Here is a 21,980-nt window from a genome sequence, read left to right as displayed (position 1 = left end):
CCTTGCCCGGGTGTGAAGTTTTCGTCCACCACCACAACTGCATGATCGACGGGGGCCGCGGGCCGCGACGGGCGACGGGGCGTGGGGGTTAGGGCAGGGGTTGGGCTTTTTCTAGCCAGTGGTGCCAGCTCTGGACCAGTTCCACCACGCCGGCGGCCCGGAGGCGGCGCATGCCCGGGGCGTCCCGCTCGGCGCCCGCGGCGATGCCGCGCCAGGTGGCGTCCATCTGGTCGAGCATCACGTCGACCAGGTCACCGCGGGGCAGCGTCGGGACGCCGGGGGAGCGCGGAGACCCGGTGCCGGCCGCGTCGTACGCGTCGCAGATCAGCCGGCACCGGCGGCCCAGTTCGGCCGGGTCGGCGCCGGGGCCCAGGTCCGCCCAGTGCCAGCACGCGAACGCCACGTCCTCGATGCGCCGGCCCGGCCCGGCGAGGTCCCAGTCCAGGAACGCCACCGGCAGCGGCCCGGCCGGGAAGTCCCGGTACACCGTGTTCTTGGGGGACAGGTCCCGGTGGCAGACGGTTTCTGCGCCGTCGGCCAGTGGCGTGCCGGCGCAGACGTCGTGCAGGCGCCGCATCAGTTCTGCCAGCCGGACCAGCGCCGGGTCGGCGGCGTACGCCGGATCCTCCCGGTCCCGCCAGGGCACCCGGCCCTCGACGTGGCCGAGCACCTGCCGGCCGCGCTCGTCGGTGCCGAGATACCGGGGTGCGAGGTCCGCGCCTGCCCGCTCCAGGTGCGTCAGCAGCGCGGCCTGGAAGTCCGCGTTGGCCGGCGGCGTGCGCCGGACGGTGTCCCCGACCCGGACCACCTCGCTGATGAACCCGCCGGGCAACCGCTCCTCCGCGCCGCCCGGCGGGAGGTCGGACGGTTCGCGCGTCGCGGTCATCCCTCGGCGGCCCGTCGTCGCCGCTCAGCCCGCCACCAGTGCCGCACGAGCACCAGGCTGGCGATCAGCCCGAGCCCGGCGGGGGCCACGGCGAACCACTGCACGTCGCCGGGCGAGGCGACCGCCGCGCCGACCGCGGCGTAACCGAACGCGCTCGGGGCGGCGGCGATCACGCTGCCCGCGAGGAACGGCAGCAGCCGTGCGCCGGTGGTGCCGTAGCCGTAGCTGACCAGCCCGAAACCGGCGATCGGCAGCAGCCGGACGGTGATCACCCCGAACACGCTCTGCCGGGTGAACCACCCGTCCAGGCGGGCGAGCCGGCCCCGGACGCGTTCGGCGACGAACTCCCGCCCCAGCAGCCGGCCGACCGTGAACCCGACGGCGGCCGCGAGCAGCGCCGCGGTCAGGGCGTACGCGGCGCCCTCGAACGGCCCGAAGATCGCGCCGGAGGCGAGCGTGACGAACGTGCGCGGGACCAGCGCCACGAGCAGCAGGGCGCCGGCGGCGACCGCGGCGACCGGCGCGGCGGTGCCGAGCCGGTCGGCCAGGCCGGGCAGCTCGGACGGATCCGGCCTGGGCACCACGAGCAACAGGACGCCGCAGGCGGCGACGAGGAGCAGCAGGATCGCGAACCGTACGGCCGCCGGCTGCCGGAGCAGACGCCGGACCGTGGCCGTCATGGGCGTACGGCGGCCACCGCGGCGCGGCGCTCGGACCGGAGCCGGTCGGCCCAGGTGTCGTCGATCGCCGGGAGCTGGTGCATGCCGGTGGCCCAGCGCAGGAGCAGGTCGGCCAGGGCCGGGTTGCGGGCGAGCGCGGGGCCGTGCGAATACGTGCCCAGCAGCTTGCCGCGCCAGGCGCCCTCGGTGGCGCCGTCGTTCCCGATACCGGTGGTGACCCGGGCCAGCGGCGAGACGCCCGGGCCCAGGTGGGTACGGCCGCCGTGGTTCTCGAAGCCGCTCAGCGGGGGCAGGCCCAGCCGCGGGTCAATGTCGCCGGCCAGCTCGCCGACGGCCCGCGTCTCGCCGCGGTCGGAGCTGATGTCGATCAGCTCCAGCCCGGCGTACTTGCTGCCCTTGGCGAAGAACGAGGTGCCGAGGAGCTGGTAGCCGGCGCAGACGCCGAACACCACCGAGCCCTGCGCGACGGCCCGGTGCAGGCCGCCGTCGGCCGTGAGGCGCTGGGCGCCCAGCGCCTGCGGGCCGTCCTCGCCACCGCCGATCAGGTAGATGTCGGCGGCCGAGGGCAGCCGCTGGTCGGAACGGACCTCCAGCACCTCGACCGGGAGGCCGCGCTGGCGGGCGCGGCGGGCCAGGATCAGGGCGTTGCCCCGGTCGCCGTACGTGGAGAGCAGGTCGGGGTAGACCCAGACGATGCGCAGGCTCTCAGTTGACACGGTCCAACTCCGCTCGGATGTCCTGGAACGCGGTGTAGTTGGCGATGACCTCGAGGCGCCCCGGGGGCACCGCGCGGATCGCCTCGGCGAACGTGCGTACGTGCTGGAACGCCACCTCGTTGACGTCGAGCCGGACCGCCAGGTCGTACGCCCGGTCGCCGGTGATCAGCAGCTGCCGGCCGCGCAGCGGGGCGAAGTCGACGTCGAAGAGCCACGAGGTGTCCAGGCCGTCCGGGTCCCGGGCGTTGATCGACAGTAGCGTCGGCGCCTGGTCGGCCATGTCGAACGCCTCCAGCCAGCTGGCCGGGTTCTTGGCCAGCAGCAGCCGGATGAGCCGGCCTTCCTTCTCCACCTGGGCGTAGCGGCCGGCCACCGAGGTGACGCTGGCCAGCCGGGAGACGGCGTCGACCGGCCGGACGCCGAACTCGGCGGCGACCGCGAGCGCGGTGGCCGCGTTGCCGAGGTTGACCTTGCCGGGAAGCTGGAGGGCCACCTTGTGCCACGCGCCCGTCGGGTCGAGGACGCCGTCGTCCTCGACGGTCCACTGCGGCTGCGGGCGGCGCAGCGGGCAGCCCGTGCACCACCACTGTTCGCCCGAGCGCTGGATGGTGGAGCCGCACTCGGGGCACACCCACGAGTCGTCGTGCCACCGCTGCCCGGCGCTGAACCAGGTCACGTGGGGCGGGTTGGCGCGGTGGTCGTGCGAGGGCGGGGGAGAGGCGGCCCAGACGACCATCGGGTCGTCGGCGTTGGCCACCACCCGCACGTCCGGGTGGCGGACCAGCGCCGCGCGCCAGAGCTGCGCCATCATGGCGACCTCCTTGGCGCGGTCGAGCTGATCGCGGGAGAGGTTGAGCAGCGCCACCACGTGCGGCTCGGTGGCCTCCAGGACCTGGGCGAGGTAGTGCTCGTCGACCTCCAGCACCGCGTACGGGGTGCTGCCGGCCTTCGCCAGCGCCGAGGTGTGCCCCGTGGGCATGTTCGCGCCGAACGAGTTGGTGGCGACCCGGCCCAGCACGCCGACAGCGGCGGCCGCGAGCCGTGTTGTTGTCGTCTTGCCGTTGGTGCCCGAGACGAGCGCGATGGCGCGGCCGGCGGCCAGGTGGGCGAGCAGGTCCGGGTCGATCTTGAGGCCGATCCACCCGCCGATCACGGAGCCGTCGCCCCGGCCCGCGGCGCGCGACAGCGCAGCGGCGGTCCGGGACACGGAGCTGGCCACCTTCGCCCGCAGGGGCATCTTCGCGTCCGTCACGCGAGCGAGGTTACCGGACCGCGCGGGCCGTCAGATCGCCGCCGACGGCGAACCGTTCGGCCGGGGAGCGTGTGCGGGCGGCCGATTCCGCCTCGGCCGGACGGAGTCGATCAATGTCGGAAAGCGGACGGCCTCTCGGGGGCGCTCGGGCCCTCCACTCCGCCCCACCCCTTCTGACGTGCGGTTTTGGCAGCGGATCGGCCGCGCCACGCGGGCGTTTCTGGTTGCGGGTGGAGGGAAGTGGAGTAGAGTGGGGCCCGATGGTGAGGCCGGGAGGGCCCACCGGCCCGGGGGGTCAGCGGCGCCGCGAACGCCGCTCAAGGGCGAGGGGGTTGGGCCGTGTTCCTCGGCACCCACACTCCGCGCCTGGACGACAAAGGCCGGTTGATCCTTCCGGCGAAGTTCCGGGATGAGCTGGCGGGGGGTGTCGTGATCACCAAAGGGCAGGAGCGCTGCCTCTACGTCTTCCCGATGCCCGAGTTCCAGCGGATCGCGGAGCAGTTGCGCGCCCAACCGATGACGAGCAAGGCGGCCCGGGCCTACAGCCGGGTCTTCTTCGCCAGCGCGCACGACGAGGTTCCGGACAAGCAGGGCCGGGTGACGATTCCGGGCCACCTGCGGGAGTACGCCGCGCTCGACCGCGAGTTGGTCGTGATCGGCGCGAGCACGCGGGTGGAGATCTGGGACAAGGCCGCCTGGGAGTCCTACCTCGCCGAGAGCGAAGACGAGTTCGCCGACATCGAGGAGGGGGTGCTGCCCGGCGGCCTGTAGGGCGGAACGGCGCCCGGCGTACTGCGAGATCTCCAGCCGCTTTCGAGTTCCTGGCACCCCTTCCCCGGTGCCAGGCGCACGATCTCTCGGGGGGCCCCGCGGCCTCGCGACGGGCGGGAGCGGATGGGGATCTGGCGGTACGGCGGCAGGCGCCGGGCCGGCACGGGGCGCACGAGACGGAAGAACGGTAACCAGCGGTGGGGGTCGACATGGGGGAGCTACGCGGCACGCACGTGCCGGTGCTGCTCGAGCGCTGTCTCGAGCTGCTGGCCCCCGCGCTGGGCCGGGGCGACCGTACGGTGCACGTCGACGCGACGCTGGGCCTGGGCGGGCACGCCGAGGCGGTGCTCGAGGCGCACCCGCAGACGGTGCTGGTCGGGCTCGACCGGGACACCGAGGCGCTCGCGCACGCGCGCGTCCGGCTGGCCCGTTTCGCCGACCGGATCCATCTTGAGCACGCGGTCTACGACGAGCTGCCCGACGTGCTCGAACGGCTGGGCTACCCGGGGGTCGACGGGGTCCTGTTCGACCTGGGCGTCTCGTCGCTGCAACTGGACGCGCCCGACCGCGGGTTCGCCTACGCGCAGGACGCGCCGCTCGACATGCGGATGGACCAGACCCGGGGGATGACCGCCGAGGAGGTGGTCAACACCTACAGCCACCCGGAGCTGGCCCGGGTGCTGCGGGTGTACGGCGAGGAGAAGTTCGCGGGGCGGATCGCCTCGGCGATCCTCCGCGAGCGGGAACGGGCACCGATCACGTCGTCGGCGCGCCTGGCCGAGCTGGTCCGGGAGTCCATTCCGGCACCAGCCCGACGAACCGGTGGACACCCGGCAAAGAGAACGTTTCAGGCTTTACGGATCGAGGTAAACAGGGAACTGGCCGCGCTGGAGACAGCGTTGCCGGCCGCGCTCGACAAGCTCAACGTGGGCGGCCGCATGGTGGTCCTGTCCTACCACTCGCTGGAGGACCGGCTCACCAAGGCGGCGCTCGCCGATCGGGTCCGTAGTACGGGCCCGATCGACCTCCCGGTCGAGCTGCCCGGTACCGGTCCGACGTTCCGGCTGCTCAGCCGGGGCGCCGAGCTGCCCGGGGAGCTCGAGGTCGCCGCGAACCCGCGCGCCGCCTCCGTGCGGCTGCGGGCCGCGGAGCGCATCGACCCGGATGCCGAACGGCAGGGGCGGACCGACCGCGAACGGTCCCGCCGCCGGGTCAAGGCGATGCACCAACCGGGAACGGGGTCCACGCGATCCGTGGGGGATCGGCGTCGGGCGCCGGGGGACGGCAGTGGGACGGACGTAGAGGGGGAGGGGACATGAACGTTGACAGGCGCGACCGCCGGGACTTCGCCGGCGTCGGGCAGCGCGCACCGCGGTCGGGGGGCCGGACCGCGGCGGAGCGGGCCGACCGCGTCGGGAACGGTACGGCACGCATGGACCGGGTGAACCGGCAGGGGGAGACCCGCGCGCGGGGGGCGCGTGAGTTCCCGGTCCAGGGCAGCGCCGCGCTGCGGCCGGCCGAGCGGCCGGCCACCACCGGGGCGCGCCCGCCGCGGCTGCGGGTGGCTCCGCCGCCGCCGGTGAAGGTGCCGCGGGCGCCGTTCGCGGCGCTGATCGTGGTGCTCGTGGTCGGCGGGGTGCTCGGCATCCTGCTGGTCAATACCAAGATCAACGAGAACGCGTTCCGGCTGGAGAAGCTCGAGCAGCAGCAGGCCAAGCTGGACCTGGAGGAGCAGCAGCTGAACAAGCAGATCGCCGACGCCGAGGCGCCGGGCAACCTCGCCGCCGAGGCACGCAAGCTCGGCCTGGTCGAGTCGGGCGAGCCGGGGTACATCCGGCTGCCCGACGGCCAGACCATCGGTGTTCCGCAGCCGGCCACCGGCGCGCCGTCGGTGACCAGCCAGCAGGGCGCGGGACGCTGATCCGTGCCGCCGAGGTCGGACGAGCCGCGCCGGGACGCCACGGGCGCCCGGCGCGGTTCGTCGCGGGACACCGCGGGCCGGGGCGGCGAGTCGGGCGTCGGGGGGATCTCCGGCGCCCGCGCGTACACCCCGCGCGGGCGGACGATCCGCGAGGAGCAGGGCGGGACGGCGCGTGCCGGGGCGGGCGCCGAGCAGCGGCGTACGCCGCGCAGCACCCGCTCGGGTGACCCGTTCCGGCCCGCGCTGCAGGTGCTCGACGGCGGGCGCGCGGGCGCGGCCCGCGCCGCCCGCCGGGACGCGCCGGCCGCCGGCCGGTCGGGCGTGGTCCGGACCGTGCAGCCACGCGTTCCGCGTGCCCCGGCGGACGAGCCGCCGGCACCGCGACGCCGGACCGTCCCGCGCAGCCCGCGCCGGCCGGACCGGTCCGCCGCCCGCCGGCCGGTCCGCAAGCCGCCCCGGCCACCGAAACTCGCCGACCCGCGGCTGCGCCTGCGCCTGGGCACCGTGCTCACCCTGGCGATCTTCGCGACCATCGGCATCCGGCTGGTCGTCCTCCAGGCGGTGGACACCCCGGCGTACGCCGGTGGCGGCGTCGCCGACCGGACGCGGACGGTCGACCTGCCGGCGCCGCGCGGCGCCATCGTCGACCGGGACGGCAAACCGCTCGCGCACAGCGTCGAGGCCCGGTACGTCTACGCCGACCCGACGATGATCAAGGACCCGGCGGCCACCGCGAGGGCCCTCTCGCCGCTGCTGGGCATCTCCGTGTCGAAGCTGGTCACGCTGATGCAGCCGCGGAAGCTGGAGAACGGCAACCCGTCGCGCTTCGAGTACCTGGCCCGGGGGGTGGAGATCTCCCGGGCCAAGCAGGTGCTCGCGCTGGAGCTGCCCGGTATCGGCGTGCACCGCGACGAGCGCCGCGAGGTGCCGGGCGACGACCTGGCCGCCAATCTCATCGGCTTCACGAGCCAGGACATGGCCGGGCTGGAAGGGCTCGAGGCAGCCTACGACGACGTCCTGCGCGGGCAGGACGGCAAGCGGGTCTACGAGGCCGGCCTCGGCGACCTGGCCGCGCCCATCCCGGGCGGCTACAGCTCGACCACCCAGCCCAAGCCGGGAAGCTCGCTGAAGCTCACCCTCGACCGCGACCTGCAGTACTGGACGCAGGTCTTCCTGAGCCGGCACATGGCGCAGGCCAAGGGGGGCACCGGGGCGGCCATCGTGATCGACACCGCCACCGGGGAGGTGCTGTCGCAGGCCAGCAACCCCACCTACAACGCCGCGCAACCCCTGCCGAGCGACCCGGTCGCGCGGGAGGACGCGGCCACCAGCTTCGTGGTCGACCCGGGCTCGATCCACAAGGCGATCACGTTCGGCGCGGCGCTCCAGGAGGGGGTGATCACGCCGGACACCACCCTGCCGATCGCGAACAGCATCAAGAAGGGTGACACCTGGTTCTCCGACACCCACCCGGCGAACGGTAAGAAGATGAGCCTGGCCGGGATGCTCGCGTACTCGTCGAACGTCGGCACGATCACGATCGCCGACCGGCTGGGCCCCGACCGTCTCATCGACTACCAGCGCCGGTTCGGCCTCGGCCAGCCGACCGGGGAGGGCATGCTCGGTGAGGCCGACGGCCGGCTGCTGCCCGTCGACGAGTGGAGCGACTCCTCGCACGGTTCGGTGCCGATCGGGCACAGCGTGGACGCCACCCCGCTGCAGATGGCCGCCGCGTACGCCGCGATCGCCAACGACGGGACGTACGTGCAGCCGCACCTCATCAAGGAGGTGATCGGGCCGGACGGCAAGCGGACGCTCGCGCCGGCCCCGGTCACCCGCTCGGTGCTGAGCCCGCAGAACGCCGCCGCGCTGCGTACCCTGCTGGAGGCCGTCACGACCGTCGACGGGGCGACCGGTGTGACGGCCGCGGTGCCCGGGTTCCGGGTGGCCGGCAAGACCGGCACCGGGTGGCGGCTGGAGGACGGCCGGAAGCAGCCCGGCGAGGTGAACTCCTTCATCGGCATGGCACCGGCGGAGAAGCCCCGGTACGTGGTGGCGGTCTTCGCGTACGCGCCCGACGGCGGCGGCGCCGCGATCGCCAACACGGCGTTCAAGGAGATCATGCAGTTCACCCTGCGTCACTACAAGGTGCCGCCATCGGCCGGTAAGCCGCCCAAGTTCGTCGTCTATCCGCGCTGAGCAGGCACGGCGGGACATCATCGGTGAGTGCGGACGAACCACCGGGGCGGCTGTGCGGCCGGCGCCGGACGACCGGGTAGGGTCTGACGCCGTGTCCGGCAATCCTCGCCCCCGTACCGTCATCGGTGTTCGGCTCGGCGACCTCGCCGCCCGGCTGGCGGGCCCGCCGCCTGTCGACGCCGGCGAGGTGCTGGTGACCGGCATCACACACGCCAGCCAGGAGGTCCGCCCCGGCGACCTGTACGCCGCGTTGCCCGGCGCCCGCCGGCACGGCGCGGAGTTCGCGGCCGCCGCGGCCGAGGCCGGCGCCGTGGCCGCCCTCACCGACGCGGCGGGCGCGCCCGCGGTGGCCGCCGCCGGCCTGCCCGCGATCGTGGTGGCCGACCCCCGCGCGGTGCTCGGCACGCTGGCCGCCGCGGTCTATGGCGATCCGACGGCCGGGCTGACCGTGATCGGGGTGACCGGCACGGCCGGCAAGACCTCGACCGCCTACCTGATCGAGTCGGGGCTGCGCGCCGCCGGACACGCCACCGGGCTGATCGGCACGGTCGAAACCCGCCTGGGCGACCTGGTGATCGACAGCGTCCGGACCACTCCCGAGGCGACCGACCTGCACGCCATGCTCGCCGCCGCACGGGAGCGCGGGGTCACCGCCGTGGTGATGGAGGTGTCCAGCCACGCGCTCGCCATGGGGCGGGTCGGCGGCGTGCGGTTCACCGTCGGCGGCTACACGAACTTCGGGTCCGACCACCTGGACTTCCACGCGGACTCGGCCGAGTACTTCGCCGCCAAGGCGCAGCTGTTCGACGGGCGCTGCGCCGTGGAGGTGCTCAACCACGACGATCCGGCGCTGCGGCCGCTGTTCAAGCCGGCCACCGTGAGCTACTCGGCGGCCGGCGACCCGGCCGCCAGTTGGTGGGCCGACGGGATCGGCGGCGAGGGCTACGCCCAGCGGTTCACCGTGCACGGCCCGGGCGGGCTCATCCTGCCGGGCAGCGTGGCACTGCCCGGGCGGCACAACGTGGCCAACGCGCTGCTGGCCATCGCCGCGCTGGTGGCCGTCGGGGTGGACCCGGGCACCGCGATCGCCGGCGTGGCGGCCTGCGGCGGCGTGCCGGGCCGGCTGGAACTGGTCACCCCTGCGGACGCGCCGGTGCGCGGGGTGGTCGACTACGCGCACAAGCCGGACGCGATCGTGGCTGCGCTGGCCGCGTTGCGGGAGCTCAGCGCCGGCCGGCTGATCTGCGTGATCGGTGCCGGCGGCGACCGGGACCGGGGCAAGCGGCCGGTGATGGGCGCCGCCGCCGCGGAGGGGGCCGACGTGGTGCTGGTGACCGACGACAACCCGCGTACGGAGGATCCGGGCACGATCCGCGCCGAGGTGCTGGCCGGGGCGCGGCAGGCCGGCGCGGCGGCACGGATCGAGGAGGTGGCCGGCCGACGGGCGGCCATCGACGAGGCGGTACGACTGGCCGAGCCGGGCGACGTGATCGCGCTGCTCGGCAAGGGCCACGAGCGTGGCCAGGAGGTGGGCGGCCAGGTGCTCCCGTTCGACGACCACACCGAACTGGCCGACGCCCTGCGCGCCCGCTTCGGGGACCTGGCGGGTCGCCGGTGATCCCGCTGACGCTGGCCGAGGTGGCCGCCGCCGTCGGCGGGCGGCTCGTGGCCGCCGACCCGCAGGCCCGGGTCACCGGGCCCGTCGAGTTCGACTCGCGGAAGGTCACCCCGGGCGGGCTCTTCGTCGCCTTCCCGGGCGAGAAGGTCGACGGCCACGACTACGCGGCCGGGACCGTCGAGGCCGGAGCGGTGGCCGTGCTCGGCACCCGGGAGGTGTCCGGCGTGCCGATGGTGCTCGTCGACGACGCGCGCGACGCGATGGGCCGCCTGGCCCGCGCGGTCGTAGACCGGCTGCCCGACCTCACCGTCATCGGCCTGACCGGCTCGTCCGGCAAGACCACCACCAAGGACCTCATCGCCCAGCTCACGGCCCGGCTCGGCGCCACGGTCGCGCCCCCGGGGTCGTTCAACAACGAGCTGGGGCACCCGTACACGGCGTTGAAGGCCGGGCCGGACACCCGCTACCTGGTGATGGAGAAGGGCGCCCGGGGGATCGGCCACGTGCGCTACCTGTGCGAGCTGGTGCCACCGCGGATCTCCGTGGTGCTCAACGTCGGGACGTCCCACATCGGCGAGTTCGGCTCGCGGGAGAACATCGCCCTGGCCAAGGGCGAGCTGGTCGAGGCGCTGCCGGTCGACGGCCTGGCGGTGCTCAACGCCGACGACAACCTCGTGGACGCGATGGCCTCGCGCACGAACGCCCGGGTGGTCCGCTACGGCGAGGCGTCCGACGCCGACGTGCGGGCCGAGGACGTCGTCCTCGACGACCGGGGCCGCGCCTCGTACACCCTCGTGACGCCGGAGGGGCGCGCGCCGGTGCGCCTCGGGCTGACGGGCCGCCACCAGGTCTCCAACACGCTCGCCGCGGCGGCGGTCGCCCGCGAGCTGGGCATGCCGCTGGCCGAGCTGGCACAGGCGCTGGGCGAGCTGGGGCTCGTGTCGACCCGGCGGATGGACGTGTTCGACCGTCCCGACGGGGTCACGGTCATCGACGACTCGTACAACGCCAACCCGGCCTCGATGTCGGCCGCGCTCCGGGCGCTGGCGAGCATCGGTCGGGGCCGACGTACGGTGGCGGTGCTCGGCTACATGGCGGAGCTGGGCCCGTACGAGCGCGACGGGCACGCCGAGGTCGGCCGGCTCGCGGCCGAGCTGGGCATCGACCGGCTGCTCGTGGTGGGCGAGCCGGCCGCGCCGATCCACGAGGGCGCGACAGCGGTAGGTAACTGGGGAGGAGAATCGGTGGTGCTCACCGATCAGGCGGCGGCCGTCGAGGTGCTGCGGGGCGAGCTACGGCCGGGCGACGTCGTCCTGGTCAAGGGCTCCCGGTACCGCACCTGGGACGTGGTCGACGCGCTGCGCGCGGACGCCGGAAGTGCGGGGCCGACCGGGGGTGGCGCCGCGTGAGGGCGGTCATCGTCGCCGTCGGGGTGGCTTTCCTGATCTCGCTCCTCTGCACCCCGATCGCGATCAAGGTTTTCACGCGGCTCAAGGCCGGCCAGCCGATCCGGGCCGAGGGCCCGGCCATGCACCAGGGCAAGAAGGGCACGCCGACGATGGGCGGCGTGGTCTTCATCCTGGCCACGGTCATCGCGTACGTCGCCGGCCACCTGGCCCTGACCACGCTGCCGGACCTCCAGATCGCCCAGGTCGAGCCGACCATCACGGCGCTGGTGCTGCTGGGGCTCATGGTGTTCTCCGGGGCCGTCGGCTTCATCGACGACTTCCTCAAGGTGCGCAAGCGCAACAGCGCGGGCCTCAACAAGCGTGGCAAGCTGCTCGGCCAGATCCTGGTGGGAGCGGTGTTCGGGGTCGTGGCGCTGTACTTCCCCAGCACGATGACCGACGCGGCCGGCAAGGTGACGAACACCGAGACGGTGGGCAGCACGACGCTCAGCTTCATCCGGGACATCCCGGCGCTCGACCTCACGAAGATCGGCGCGGTCATCCTGTTCATCCTCGTGGTGATGGCGACGACGAACGGGGTGAACCTCACCGACGGCCTCGACGGCCTGGCCACCGGCGCGTCGGTGATGGTCCTCGCGGCGTACGCGCTGATCGCGTTCTGGCAGTACCGGCACTGGTGCGCCGACCCGGACTACACGCAGGCGTACTGCTACACGGTCCGGGACCCGCTGGAGATCGCGCTGATCGCCGGCGCGGCGGCCGGCGCCTGTGTGGGCTTCCTGTGGTGGAACACCTCGCCGGCCCGGATCTTCATGGGTGACACCGGCGCGCTGGGGCTGGGCGGGCTGATCGCCGGCATGGCGATGTCGACCCGGACCATCCTGCTGCTGCCGATCATCGGCGGCCTGTTCGTGATCATCACGATGTCCGTGGTGATCCAGATCATCTCGTTCCGGACCACCGGCAAGCGGGTCTTCCGGATGTCACCGTTGCAGCACCACTTCGAACTCGCCGGCTGGAGCGAGGTCAACATCGTGGTCCGGTTCTGGATCATCGCCGGCATCGGCGTGGCCATCGCCCTGGGCCTGTTCTACAGCGAGTTCCTGGCCAACGTGACCTGACCCGTCCTCCTGCGCGATCTTGCGCTTTCTGCCCCGGCGAAAGCTCCGAAAGGGGGCGTTTCCGGGGCCGGAAGTGCAAGATCGGCGGGGACGGGAGGGGCGACACGCCGAAGGAGCGGTTGCGGGGGTGGGCGACCGGTCCAGCCGCGATGATGTCCGGGTGGGGGAGGGACGAGCACCCGAGGGCGGCACCGACGCCAGGTCCCGGCGTACGCCGGGCAGTGGGCGTACCACCGAGGCGGCGACGGCGCGCGGCCCGGACGACGCGGCCGGCACGCCACCGACGGCGCTGCGGGGCCTGGACGCGGCCGGCGGCCTCGCCGCGCTGCGCGGCCTGCTGGACCGCCCGCTGGCCTCCTACTACCTGCTGATCTCGTCGGCCGGCCTGCTGCTGGTCATCGGCCTCACCATGGTCTTCTCGGCGACCAGCGTGAAGGACTACGCCGAGGACGGCAACGCCTCCGCGTCGCTGGCCAAGCAGGCCGTGTTCGCGGTGATCGGGGTGATCGCCTTCTGGGCCTGCCAGCGGCTGCCCGCCACGACGTACCGCTCGCTGGGCCGGCCCCTGCTGCTCACCGCCGTCGGGCTCCTGCTCGTGCTCAACCTGCTGGTCGCCTGGGGACGGCTGGCCGGTGAGGACTCGGCCCGGATCGGCCCGATCGAGGCGAACCTGAACTGGCTCTACCTCGGCGGCGTCCAGCTGCAGCCCGCGGAGCTGGCCAAGTTCGCGCTGGTGCTCTGGGGCGCGCACGTGCTCGCCCGCAAGGGCGCGGCGCTGGGCTGGTGGCGGGAGCTGGCCACCCCCCTCTTCCCGGTGGTCGGCCTGCTCTTCGTGCTGGTCGGCTTCAACGACCTGGGCACCATGATCTGCCTGCTCGCGCTGCTGATCGGCCTGCTCTGGGCGGCCGGGGTGCGGATGCGGGTCTTCGGCGCGCTCTCGCTGGCCGGCCTGCTCGGGATCGGCCTGCTGGTCGCGGTCGCCTCGCTCGGCGCCGGGTCCGGGGAGCAGGGCGCGGAGAACTACCGCCTGGCCCGGCTCACCAACTTCCTCAACCCGCCGGCCCCCGACGAGTGCGGTGATCCCTGCTGGCAGATCTACCAGGGGCGGCTCGCCATCGAGCACGGCGGCTGGTTCGGCGTCGGGCTGGGCAAGAGCAGCCTCAAGTGGAACTGGCTGCCCGAGGCGCACAACGACTTCATCTTCGCCATCGTGGCCGAGGAACTCGGCGTGGTCGGGTGCGCGGTGGTCCTCACGCTGTTCGCCGTGCTCGCCTACACGGGGCTGCGGATCGCCCGGCGGGTCGACGACCCGTTCCGCCGGCTCGCCGCCGCGGCCGTGACCACCTGGCTGGTCGGCCAGGCCGTCATCAACGTCGGCGGCGTCGTCGGGCTGCTGCCGCTGACCGGCGTCCCGCTCCCGTTCATCTCCGACGGCGGAAGCGCCCTGGTCGTCACGCTCGCGGCGGTCGGCATGCTGGCCTCCTTCGCCCGCGCCGAACCCGATGCGGCCAGAGCCCTGCATGCCCGTCCGCCGGCCCGGTGGGTCCGACTACTCTGGGCCCCGTTGCCGCCGCTTCCCGGACGGCGTCGCCGGACGGCGTCGCCGCCGCCTGCCCGAGGGCCCGTGCCCCGGTCTCGGGAGCGGCGGGAGGACGGCCAGGCCGCACCCCGCGGCACCCGGCAGGCCCGGGCGCGGAGCGGGACGGCGAGCGAGAGGAGACGCTGATGGGTCCGCTGCGTTCGGTGGTGCTCGCGGGAGGTGGCACCGGGGGGCACATCTACCCGTTGCTGGCCTTCGCCGACTGCCTGCGCCGACACGACCCGGGCGTCCGGATCACCTGCCTGGGCACACCCCGGGGCATGGAGAACGAGCTGATCCCGCCGCAGGGCTACGACCTGCGGACGATCCCCGCCTACCAGCTGCCCCGCTCGATCAACATGAACCTGGTCCGCACGCCCGGCCGGATGTGGACCGCGGCCCGCGCCGCGGGCAAGGTGATCGACGAGGTCCAGGCCGACGTGGTGATCGGCTTCGGCGGGTACGTCTCGGTGCCGGCCTACCTCGCCGCCTGGCGCCGGGAGCTGCCCATCGTGATCCACGAGGTCAACGTGCCGCCGGGCGTCGCGAACCGGCTCGGCATGAAGTTCACCAAGAACGTCGCGGTCGGCTTCCCGCACCAGCCGGTGCAGGCCGAGTCACTGCGCGACGCCCGGGTGGTCGGTGTGCCGCTGCGCCGCAGCATCGCCGGGCTCGACCGGGCCGCGCTGCGCGAGCGCGCCCGGGCCCACTTCGGGCTCCGCCCGGACCTGCCGGTGCTCTTCGTCGCCGGCGGCTCGTCGGGCGCCCGCTCGATCAACCTCGCCGTCTCCGGCGCCGCCAAGGAACTGGCCCGCAACGGCGTGCAGGTGCTGCACGTGATGGGCGCCCGCAACGAGCCGGTGCCGATCCCCACCGACCTGCCGGTGCCGTACGTGACCCTGCCCTACCTGTCCGAGATGGAGCTGGGCTACGCCGCTGCCGACCTCATGCTCGCCCGCGGCGGCGCGATGACCGTCGCCGAGGTGGCGGCCATCGGCATGCCCACCATCTACGTGCCGTACCCGCACAGCAACCAGGAGCAGAAGCGCAACGCGCTGCCCGTGGTGGAGGCCGGCGGCGGGCTGCTGGTCGACGACGCCGAGATGACCCCGGCCTGGCTGGAGCGCACGGTCATCCCGCTGGTGCGCGACCCGCACCGGCTCGGCGCCATGGGTGCGGCCGCGGCGGCGTACGGGCGGCGGGACGGCGACGTCGCGCTGCTGAACTTCGTCTACGAGGCGGTGGCCCGATGACCGCGCAGTTCACGCCCGCCGGCACGCTCACCGCCGAGGACCTGGGCACCGTCCACCTGATCGGCGTGGGCGGGGTCGGGATGAGCGGCCTGGCCCGGCTGTTCCTGACCCGGGGCGTCCCGGTCTCCGGCAGCGAGCTGCGGGAGTGGCCGTCCCTGGCCGGGCTTCGGGCGCTCGGCGGCACGATCCACATGAGCCACGAGGCGAGCAACCTCGACGGTGTGGACACCGTCGTCTACTCCTCGGCCATCCCGCAGGACCACCTGGAGATGGTGGAGGCGCGCCGGCGCGGGCTGCGGGTGCTGCACCGCTCCGAGGCGCTGGCGGCGGCCATGACCGGGCGCCGGACGGTCGCGGTCGCCGGCACCCATGGCAAGACCACCACCACCTCGATGATCACCATGGTGCTCCAGCAGGCCGGCACCGATCCGTCCTTCGTGATCGGCGGGGAGATCTCCGAGGTCGGTTCGGGCGCGCACCACGGCACGGGCGAGTACTTCGTGGTCGAGGCGGACGAGAGCGACCGGTCCTTCCTCATCTACCGCCCGTACGTCTCGATCATCACGAACATCGAGGCCGACCACCTGAACACGTACGGCGACCTGGCCAACCTCGAGGCCACCTTCGCGGAGTTCGCGCGGCTGACCGACCCGGACGGGTTCATCATCACCTGCGCCGACGACGCCGGCGGGCGCCGGCTGGCCGAGACGCTGCGCGCCGAGGGCCGGCGGGTGCACACGTACGGCGAGTCCCCCGACGCCGACCTGCGGCTGACCGACATGGTCTCGTCGGCGCAGGGTGTGCGGTACCTCGCGGCGATCGACGGGACGTCACTGGGCGAGTTCCGGCTGCCGGTGCCGGGGCGGCACATGGGGCTCAACAGCGCCTCGGCCGTGCTGGCCGCGTACCTGCTGGAGCTGCCGCTGCCCGCGGCGGAGGCAGCGCTGGCCGCGTTCCCCGGCGTGCGGCGGCGCTTCGAGCGCAAGGGCGTGGCAGACGACGTGCTGGTCTACGACGAGTACGCCTACCACCCGACGTCGATGACGCTGGCCCTGCGGACGCTGCGCGAGGTGGCCGGGGACGGCCGACTCATCGTGGTCTTCCAGCCGTACCGGCTCTACCGCACCCGCGACCTCCAGTCCGAGATCGCCGAGGCGCTCGGGATCGCGGACGAGCTGGTGCTGCTCGAGGTCTTCGGGCCGGGTGAGCTGCGCCAGCCCGGGGAGGGCTCGGCCGCGCTCGTCGAGGCGGTGCCGCTGCCCGCCGAGCACAAGGTCTTCGTCGACTCCTGGGACGCGGCGCCGGCGGAGGTGGCCCGGCGGGCCCGCCCCGGCGACGTCGTGGTGACCATGGGCGCCCCGCCGATCTCGCTGATGGGCGACCAGTTGCTGGAGGCCCTGTCGGCCCGCGCCGCGGGCGGCCCGACGGCCGGCGGCGGTGTGGCCATAGAGGGCACCGTCCCCGGGGCCCCGACCGGCGGCGGCGCCGTGACCCCGGACGGCGCGGCGCCCGCGGCCGGATGAGTCCCGGGCCCGCCCGCGGGCGGACGACCGGCGCGGACACGGCTGGCCGGCGCGGGCCGGTCGTCCGCCGCTGGCAGCTCGTCCGTGCCGGCAGCGACGCGGTGCCCGCCTCGACCCGCCGGTTCATGCGCCGGGCCCGGCGACGCCGGATGCGCGCGGCGCTGCCGTGGGCCGTGGCGGCCGGGGTCCTCGCGCTGGCCGGGCTGGTGGCCTGGATCGTGCTCGGCACCGGCCTGTTCGGCGTACGCGAGGTGCGGGTGGAGGGCGCGGAACTGGTCACGCCGGTGCAGGTGCGGGACGCGGCCGGGGTGCCGGACGGGATCCCGCTGGCCAAGGTGGACCTGGCCGACCTGGCCCGGAGGGTCGGCGCGCTGGCGCCGGTCGAACGGGCCACGGTGCGCCGGGACTGGCCGGACGCGCTCGTGGTGCGGGTGGTGGAGCGCAGCGCCGTGGCGGTCGTACCGCAGGGCGACCGGTTCGCGGTGGTCGACGGCAGCGGGATGGTCTTCCGGACGCTGGATCGGCGCCCGGGTGACCTGCCGCTGGTCCGGGTCGCCCGTCCGGGCGCGGACGACCCCGGCACGCGGGCCGCCGTGGAGGTGCTCGGCGCGCTGACCCCCGAGCTGCGGAGCGCGCTGCAGGACGTGACAGTGGAGAGTCTGGCCCTGATCAAGGTCCGGCTGCGCGGCGAGCGCACGGTCGTGTGGGGCGACGCCTCCCGCAGCACGGACAAGGCGCGGGTCGCGACCGCGCTGCTCGACCAGCAGGCCAAGACGATCGACGTGAGCGCGCCGGACGTCGTGACGTTCCGGTGATCCACGCCCGGCCCGTACCGGGGCGTTTCGACGTGAGCCGTTCCGCTCCGGCGGCGACACGCCGGGTGGGTCCTTGGTTCAGGGGGCGGGGACGCTTACGTTGCCCCGAAGAGGATCAGTGGTTGACATAACTGTAAGCCTCTAGTAGAGGGTGAGGGTTCATCCCTGATCCTCGCGAGGAACTGCCGACGTCGACCGCTGACCTGGCCAAGCCGTGTGGGGCCGGCCCATGCCAATCTCGAGGGGGAAAGGACCTTCAGATGACACCTCCGCACAACTACCTGGCGGTCATCAAGGTCGTCGGCATCGGTGGCGGCGGCGTGAACGCCGTCAACCGCATGATCGAGGTTGGGCTCAAGGGCGTCGAGTTCATCGCGATCAACACCGATGCGCAGGCGCTGCTGATGAGTGATGCCGACGTCAAGCTCGACGTCGGCCGGGAGCTGACCCGGGGGCTCGGCGCCGGCGCCAACCCGGACGTCGGCAAGAACGCCGCCGAGGACCACCGCGACGAGATCGAGGAGGTGCTCAAGGGCGCCGACATGGTCTTCGTGACCTGCGGTGAGGGCGGCGGCACCGGCACCGGCGGGGCGCCCGTCGTGGCGAACATCGCCCGCAAGCTCGGCGCGCTCACCATCGGTGTGGTGACCCGGCCGTTCTCGTTCGAGGGCAAGCGCCGCCAGGTGCAGGCCGAGGCCGGCATCGACGAGCTGCGGAACCAGTGCGACACCCTGATCGTCATCCCCAACGACCGGCTGCTGGCGCTGGGGGACCGCAACATCAGCATGATGGACGCCTTCCGCACCGCCGACCAGGTGCTCCTGTCCGGTGTGCAGGGCATCACCGACCTCATCACCACGCCGGGTCTGATCAACCTGGACTTCGCCGACGTGAAGAGCGTCATGAGCGGCGCGGGCAGCGCGCTCATGGGCATCGGCAGCGCGCGCGGCGAGAACCGCGCCGTGGAGGCGGCCGAGGCGGCCATCTCCAGCCCGCTGCTGGAGCAGAGCATGGACGGCGCCCGCGGGGTGCTGCTCTCCATCGCCGGCGGCTCCGACCTCGGGCTGTTCGAGATCAACGACGCGGCGCAGCTGGTCACCGACGCGGCCCACCCGGACGCGAACATCATCTTCGGCGCGGTCATCGACGACGCGCTCGGCGACGAGGTGCGGGTGACCGTCATCGCGGCGGGCTTCGACGGCGGGGCGCCGGCCTACAAGGCGGCCGAGCCGGCGCGGAAGACCAACCAGAACCAGCCGGCGCCCCAGACCGCGCCGGTCGCTCCGCCGCAGACCATGCCGGCGCCGCAGCAGTCGCCCCGCCGGGTGCTGTTCGACGACGTCGACGTGCCCGACTTCCTCAAGAACGGGTCCTGAGTCCCGCCCATGACCGACAGCTCGACCACGGTACGGCCGGACCGCCGTGCCGAACTCGCGGCCGGCCTCGCCCGGGTCCGAGCCCGGATCGCGGACGCCTGCGCGGCGGCGGGACGGGACCGCGCCGAGGTCACCATGATCGCGGTGACCAAGACGTATCCGGCCTCGGACGTGCTGGCGCTGGCCGACCTCGGCGTGACCGACGTGGGGGAGAACCGCGACCAGGAGGCGGCCGGCAAGGCCGCCGAGGTGGCGGCGGCCGGCGCGACGCCGCGCTGGCACTTCATCGGGCGGTTGCAGCGCAACAAGGCCCGTTCGGTGGTCCGGTACGCCGACGTGGTGCAGTCGGTGGACAGCGTCCGGCTGGTCCGGGCGCTGGACACCGCGGCGGCCGGGCGGGAGCGACCGCTGACCGCGCTGGTGCAGGTGAGCATCGACGGCGACCCGGCCCGTGGTGGGGCGGTGCCCGACTCGGCCGACCCGGACGTCGGACTGGGTCCGGTGGCCGAGGCCGTGGCCGGGGCGCCCGGCCTGCGGCTGGCCGGCCTGATGGCGGTCGCGCCGCTCGGGTGGGAACCGGAACGGGCCTTCGCGCGGCTGGCGGAGGTGGCCGCCGGGTTCCGTACGGTCCACCCGGGAGCGGTCGCGCTCTCGGCCGGCATGAGCGGTGACCTGGAAACAGCGATCCGGTACGGCGCGACACATGTCCGCGTCGGCAGCGCGTTGCTCGGAATGCGCCCCACGCTGCGGTAGCCTGACCGCGAAAGAAGCAAATTACATCGGTGTTGTTTTCAGGGGCGGCGTCCCGTTGTCGGGGGTCGTGGCACGCGACGCGAATCGCGTGCCAGTGGATTGCCGCTCCGGTCCAGTGGGCAGAGAAAGGTCCACTCGCGACAGGCGACACGGCACGGGGGCGTGTGCCGCACGGCGGATGGAAGGGCGCGGGATGGGTGCACTGCGCAAGGCGGGGGTCTGGCTCGGTCTGGTCGAAGAGGACGACGAGCGGGCCTACGAGGACGGTGGCTACGAGAAGAGTGGCTACCGTGACTCGCGCTACCGGCAGAGCCGGTACGCCGAGGAGTTCGCCGACGACGACGAGGACGACGCCGAGGAGCCGCCGGCGCCCCGTCCGCGGCTGGGTGAGCGCGGCCGGCTGGGCGATCGAGCGGGCAGCCGCGCCCCGGAGACCGACCGGTCCGAGCCGGAGCGCCCGGAGCGGGCCGAGCGGTCCAGCGTCCGGTCCATCACGCGCTCGACCGGCGAGACCTCGGGCGCGCTGACCTACCACACGCGCGACAACCTGGCCCTGGCGCCGCAGGCGACGCCGCGCGAGCGCGCGGTCGTCCCCGACGAGGAGCAGCGCTACCAGATCACCACGCTCCACCCGACCACCTACCGCGAGGCGCGGACGATCGGCGAGCACTTCCGCGACGGAGTGCCCGTGATCATCAACCTCACCGAGATGGACGAGGCGGACGCCCGCCGTCTGGTCGACTTCGCTGCCGGGCTGGCGTTCGGGCTGCGCGGTACGATCGAGCGCGTGACCAATCGGGTGTTCCTGCTCTCACCGGCCAATGTCCAGGTCACCGCGGAGGACAAGGCCAAGATCGCTGAGGGCGGCTTTTTCAGTCTGAGTTGACCCCGCCCGACCCGAGGACGTCCTGCGTGTTGTCGATCGTGCTTCAGGTTCTGTATCTGATCCTCTATGTCTTCCTGCTCCTTCTTCTGTCCCGATTTGTCCTGAGCGCCGTGCTTCAGTACGGTCGCCGCTGGCAACCGGGTCGCGGCGCATCGGCAGGACTGGAATCCGTGTGGAGCGTCACTGATCCCCCTCTCAACGCGTTGAGGCGTGTGATCCCTCCGCTGCGAATTGGTACCGTGAGCATCGACCTGGCCTCCCTTGTGCTCCTGGTTATCCTGTTCGTGCTGATGGAGTTCGTGTTGAAGCAGTCGATCATCAGGACCGCCTGATGACTGACGCGCTATCGCGGCCGCAACTGACCCGAGGAGTTTCGATGCCGCTGACCCCGGCCGACGTCCACAACGTCGCCTTCAAAAAGCCGCCGATCGGCAAGCGGGGGTATGACGAGGAGGAGGTCGACGCCTTCCTGGACGAGGTCGAGCGCGAGCTCGCCCGTCTCATCGAGGAGAACAACGAGCTGCGCGCCCAGGTGGAGCGCGGCGGCCGTGGCGGCGCCCCCGCCGGCCCCGGCGGTGACGCCCGCCTCGCGGCGGAGCTCAACGATGTCAAGGCCCAGCTCGACCGGGTGCAGCGCGACAAGGCCGCCGCCGAGCAGGCCGCTCGCGCCATGCAGGCGGAGCTGGAGCAGGTTCGGGCCGCCGGTGGCGCGGCCGCGGCCGTCACCGGCGACGGCGAGCAGCAGGCGCTGCGGGTGCTCATGATGGCCCAGCGGACGGCCGACGACCACGTGTCCGACGCCCGCCGGGAGGCCGACCAGCTGCTGTCCGAGGCCCGGTCGAAGGCCGAGGAGGTCACCCGCGAGGCGCGGGCGAAGGCCGACGCGCTGGAGCGGGACGCTCGCCAGCGGCACCAGGAGGCCATGGGCGGCCTGGACGCCAAGCGCACCGCGCTGCAGAAGCACATCGAGGAGCTCAAGCAGTTCGAGCGCGAGTACCGCACCCGCCTCAAGGCGTACCTGGAGAGCCAGCTGCGTGACCTCGACGGCCGTGGCCAGGGCCTGGAGGCCGAGATGACCCGTTCCGAGGGCGGCCGAGTCGCCGGCGGCAACGGGCTGGCCACCGCGGGCCTCGCCGGCTCGTACGGTGGCGGTCGTTCCGGCGCTCTCGAGGCCGGTCGCTGATCTCCGGTCGGCGGCCGTCGGATGGTGACGGTCGCCGAC

20 protein-coding genes are annotated in these 21,980 nt (G+C 73.6%); 16 read left to right on the top strand and 4 right to left on the bottom strand.

What is annotated here, in order from left to right:
• Positions 1-88: 88 nt before the first annotated feature.
• The 4 genes from D7193_RS13885 to D7193_RS13870 are packed head-to-tail and all read right to left on the bottom strand — an operon-like array spanning position 89 to position 3,519.
• Positions 89-886: a phosphotransferase family protein gene (locus tag D7193_RS13885; RefSeq protein WP_120779892.1), complete on the bottom strand. Its 798-nt coding sequence runs from the start codon at positions 884-886 to the stop codon at positions 89-91.
• Entirely contained in the window at positions 883-1,566 is a 684-nt protein-coding gene (locus D7193_RS13880) for a TVP38/TMEM64 family protein (protein ID WP_120779891.1), read from the bottom strand. The genes D7193_RS13885 and D7193_RS13880 overlap by 4 nt, the downstream gene beginning before the upstream one ends.
• Positions 1,563-2,282, bottom strand: a complete 720-nt coding sequence (locus D7193_RS13875; protein ID WP_120779890.1) for a type 1 glutamine amidotransferase — start codon at positions 2,280-2,282, stop codon at positions 1,563-1,565. The genes D7193_RS13880 and D7193_RS13875 overlap by 4 nt, the downstream gene beginning before the upstream one ends.
• Positions 2,272-3,519: a MurT ligase domain-containing protein gene (locus D7193_RS13870; RefSeq protein WP_120780395.1), complete on the bottom strand. Its 1,248-nt coding sequence runs from the start codon at positions 3,517-3,519 to the stop codon at positions 2,272-2,274. Before D7193_RS13870 ends, D7193_RS13875 begins: the two co-directional genes overlap by 11 nt.
• 354 nt (positions 3,520-3,873) lie before the next feature.
• On the opposite strand from D7193_RS13870, the gene mraZ reads away from it, so the two are divergent.
• The 16 genes from mraZ to D7193_RS13790 all read left to right on the top strand — a co-directional run bounded on the left by mraZ (position 3,874) and on the right by D7193_RS13790 (position 21,941).
• Positions 3,874-4,305: a division/cell wall cluster transcriptional repressor MraZ gene (mraZ, locus tag D7193_RS13865; RefSeq protein WP_120779889.1), complete on the top strand. Its 432-nt coding sequence runs from the start codon at positions 3,874-3,876 to the stop codon at positions 4,303-4,305.
• A gap of 209 nt (positions 4,306-4,514) precedes the next feature.
• Entirely contained in the window at positions 4,515-5,624 is a 1,110-nt protein-coding gene (rsmH, locus tag D7193_RS13860) for a 16S rRNA (cytosine(1402)-N(4))-methyltransferase RsmH (protein WP_120779888.1), read from the top strand.
• Positions 5,621-6,226 (top strand): cell division protein FtsL, encoded by a 606-nt coding sequence (ftsL, locus tag D7193_RS13855; RefSeq protein WP_120779887.1) that lies wholly within the window; start codon positions 5,621-5,623, stop codon positions 6,224-6,226. Before rsmH ends, ftsL begins: the two co-directional genes overlap by 4 nt.
• Before the next feature lie 3 nt (positions 6,227-6,229).
• Positions 6,230-8,425 carry a peptidoglycan D,D-transpeptidase FtsI family protein gene (locus D7193_RS13850; protein WP_120779886.1) on the top strand — a complete coding sequence of 732 codons (2,196 nt, stop codon included), beginning with the start codon at positions 6,230-6,232 and terminating at the stop codon, positions 8,423-8,425.
• 52 nt (positions 8,426-8,477) lie between these two features.
• Entirely contained in the window at positions 8,478-10,043 is a 1,566-nt protein-coding gene (locus tag D7193_RS13845) for a UDP-N-acetylmuramoyl-L-alanyl-D-glutamate--2,6-diaminopimelate ligase (RefSeq protein ID WP_120779885.1), read from the top strand.
• Positions 10,040-11,452 carry a UDP-N-acetylmuramoyl-tripeptide--D-alanyl-D-alanine ligase gene (locus tag D7193_RS13840; RefSeq protein WP_120779884.1) on the top strand — a complete coding sequence of 471 codons (1,413 nt, stop codon included), beginning with the start codon at positions 10,040-10,042 and terminating at the stop codon, positions 11,450-11,452. The genes D7193_RS13845 and D7193_RS13840 overlap by 4 nt, the downstream gene beginning before the upstream one ends.
• Positions 11,449-12,573 carry a phospho-N-acetylmuramoyl-pentapeptide-transferase gene (gene mraY, locus D7193_RS13835; RefSeq protein WP_120779883.1) on the top strand — a complete coding sequence of 375 codons (1,125 nt, stop codon included), beginning with the start codon at positions 11,449-11,451 and terminating at the stop codon, positions 12,571-12,573. The genes D7193_RS13840 and mraY overlap by 4 nt, the downstream gene beginning before the upstream one ends.
• A 298-nt stretch (positions 12,574-12,871) precedes the next feature.
• Positions 12,872-14,299, top strand: a complete 1,428-nt coding sequence (locus tag D7193_RS13830; protein WP_174242638.1) for an FtsW/RodA/SpoVE family cell cycle protein — start codon at positions 12,872-12,874, stop codon at positions 14,297-14,299.
• Positions 14,299-15,405, top strand: coding sequence for an undecaprenyldiphospho-muramoylpentapeptide beta-N-acetylglucosaminyltransferase (murG, locus tag D7193_RS13825; RefSeq protein WP_120779882.1), 1,107 nt, complete (start codon positions 14,299-14,301; stop codon positions 15,403-15,405). The genes D7193_RS13830 and murG overlap by 1 nt, the downstream gene beginning before the upstream one ends.
• Positions 15,402-16,928: a UDP-N-acetylmuramate--L-alanine ligase gene (gene murC / locus D7193_RS13820; protein WP_120779881.1), complete on the top strand. Its 1,527-nt coding sequence runs from the start codon at positions 15,402-15,404 to the stop codon at positions 16,926-16,928. The genes murG and murC overlap by 4 nt, the downstream gene beginning before the upstream one ends.
• A complete protein-coding gene (locus D7193_RS13815) occupies positions 16,925-17,743 on the top strand; it encodes a cell division protein FtsQ/DivIB (protein ID WP_120779880.1) in 819 nt (272 codons plus the stop codon). The genes murC and D7193_RS13815 overlap by 4 nt, the downstream gene beginning before the upstream one ends.
• Before the next feature lie 260 nt (positions 17,744-18,003).
• The gene (gene ftsZ / locus D7193_RS13810; protein ID WP_120779879.1) at positions 18,004-19,119 is read left to right on the top strand and encodes a cell division protein FtsZ; all 1,116 of its coding nucleotides are present in this window, start codon (positions 18,004-18,006) and stop codon (positions 19,117-19,119) included.
• 9 nt (positions 19,120-19,128) lie between these two features.
• Positions 19,129-19,872 (top strand): YggS family pyridoxal phosphate-dependent enzyme, encoded by a 744-nt coding sequence (locus D7193_RS13805; protein WP_120779878.1) that lies wholly within the window; start codon positions 19,129-19,131, stop codon positions 19,870-19,872.
• Between the two features lie 193 nt (positions 19,873-20,065).
• Entirely contained in the window at positions 20,066-20,758 is a 693-nt protein-coding gene (locus D7193_RS13800; RefSeq protein ID WP_120779877.1) for a cell division protein SepF, read from the top strand.
• 26 nt (positions 20,759-20,784) lie between these two features.
• Complete coding sequence (locus D7193_RS13795; RefSeq protein ID WP_120779876.1) at positions 20,785-21,090, top strand: YggT family protein; 306 nt, start codon at positions 20,785-20,787, stop codon at positions 21,088-21,090.
• A 44-nt stretch (positions 21,091-21,134) separates the two neighbouring features.
• On the top strand, positions 21,135-21,941 hold the full coding sequence (locus D7193_RS13790) for a DivIVA domain-containing protein (RefSeq protein ID WP_120779875.1): 807 nt from the start codon (positions 21,135-21,137) through the stop codon (positions 21,939-21,941).
• Positions 21,942-21,980: the final 39 nt, after the last annotated feature.

The organism is Micromonospora costi, from assembly GCF_003626655.1.
GTDB lineage: Bacteria > Actinomycetota > Actinomycetes > Mycobacteriales > Micromonosporaceae > Micromonospora > Micromonospora costi.
The sequence above is the reverse complement of the archived record's forward strand: the minus strand, read 5'-3'. Positions and strand labels throughout refer to the sequence as shown.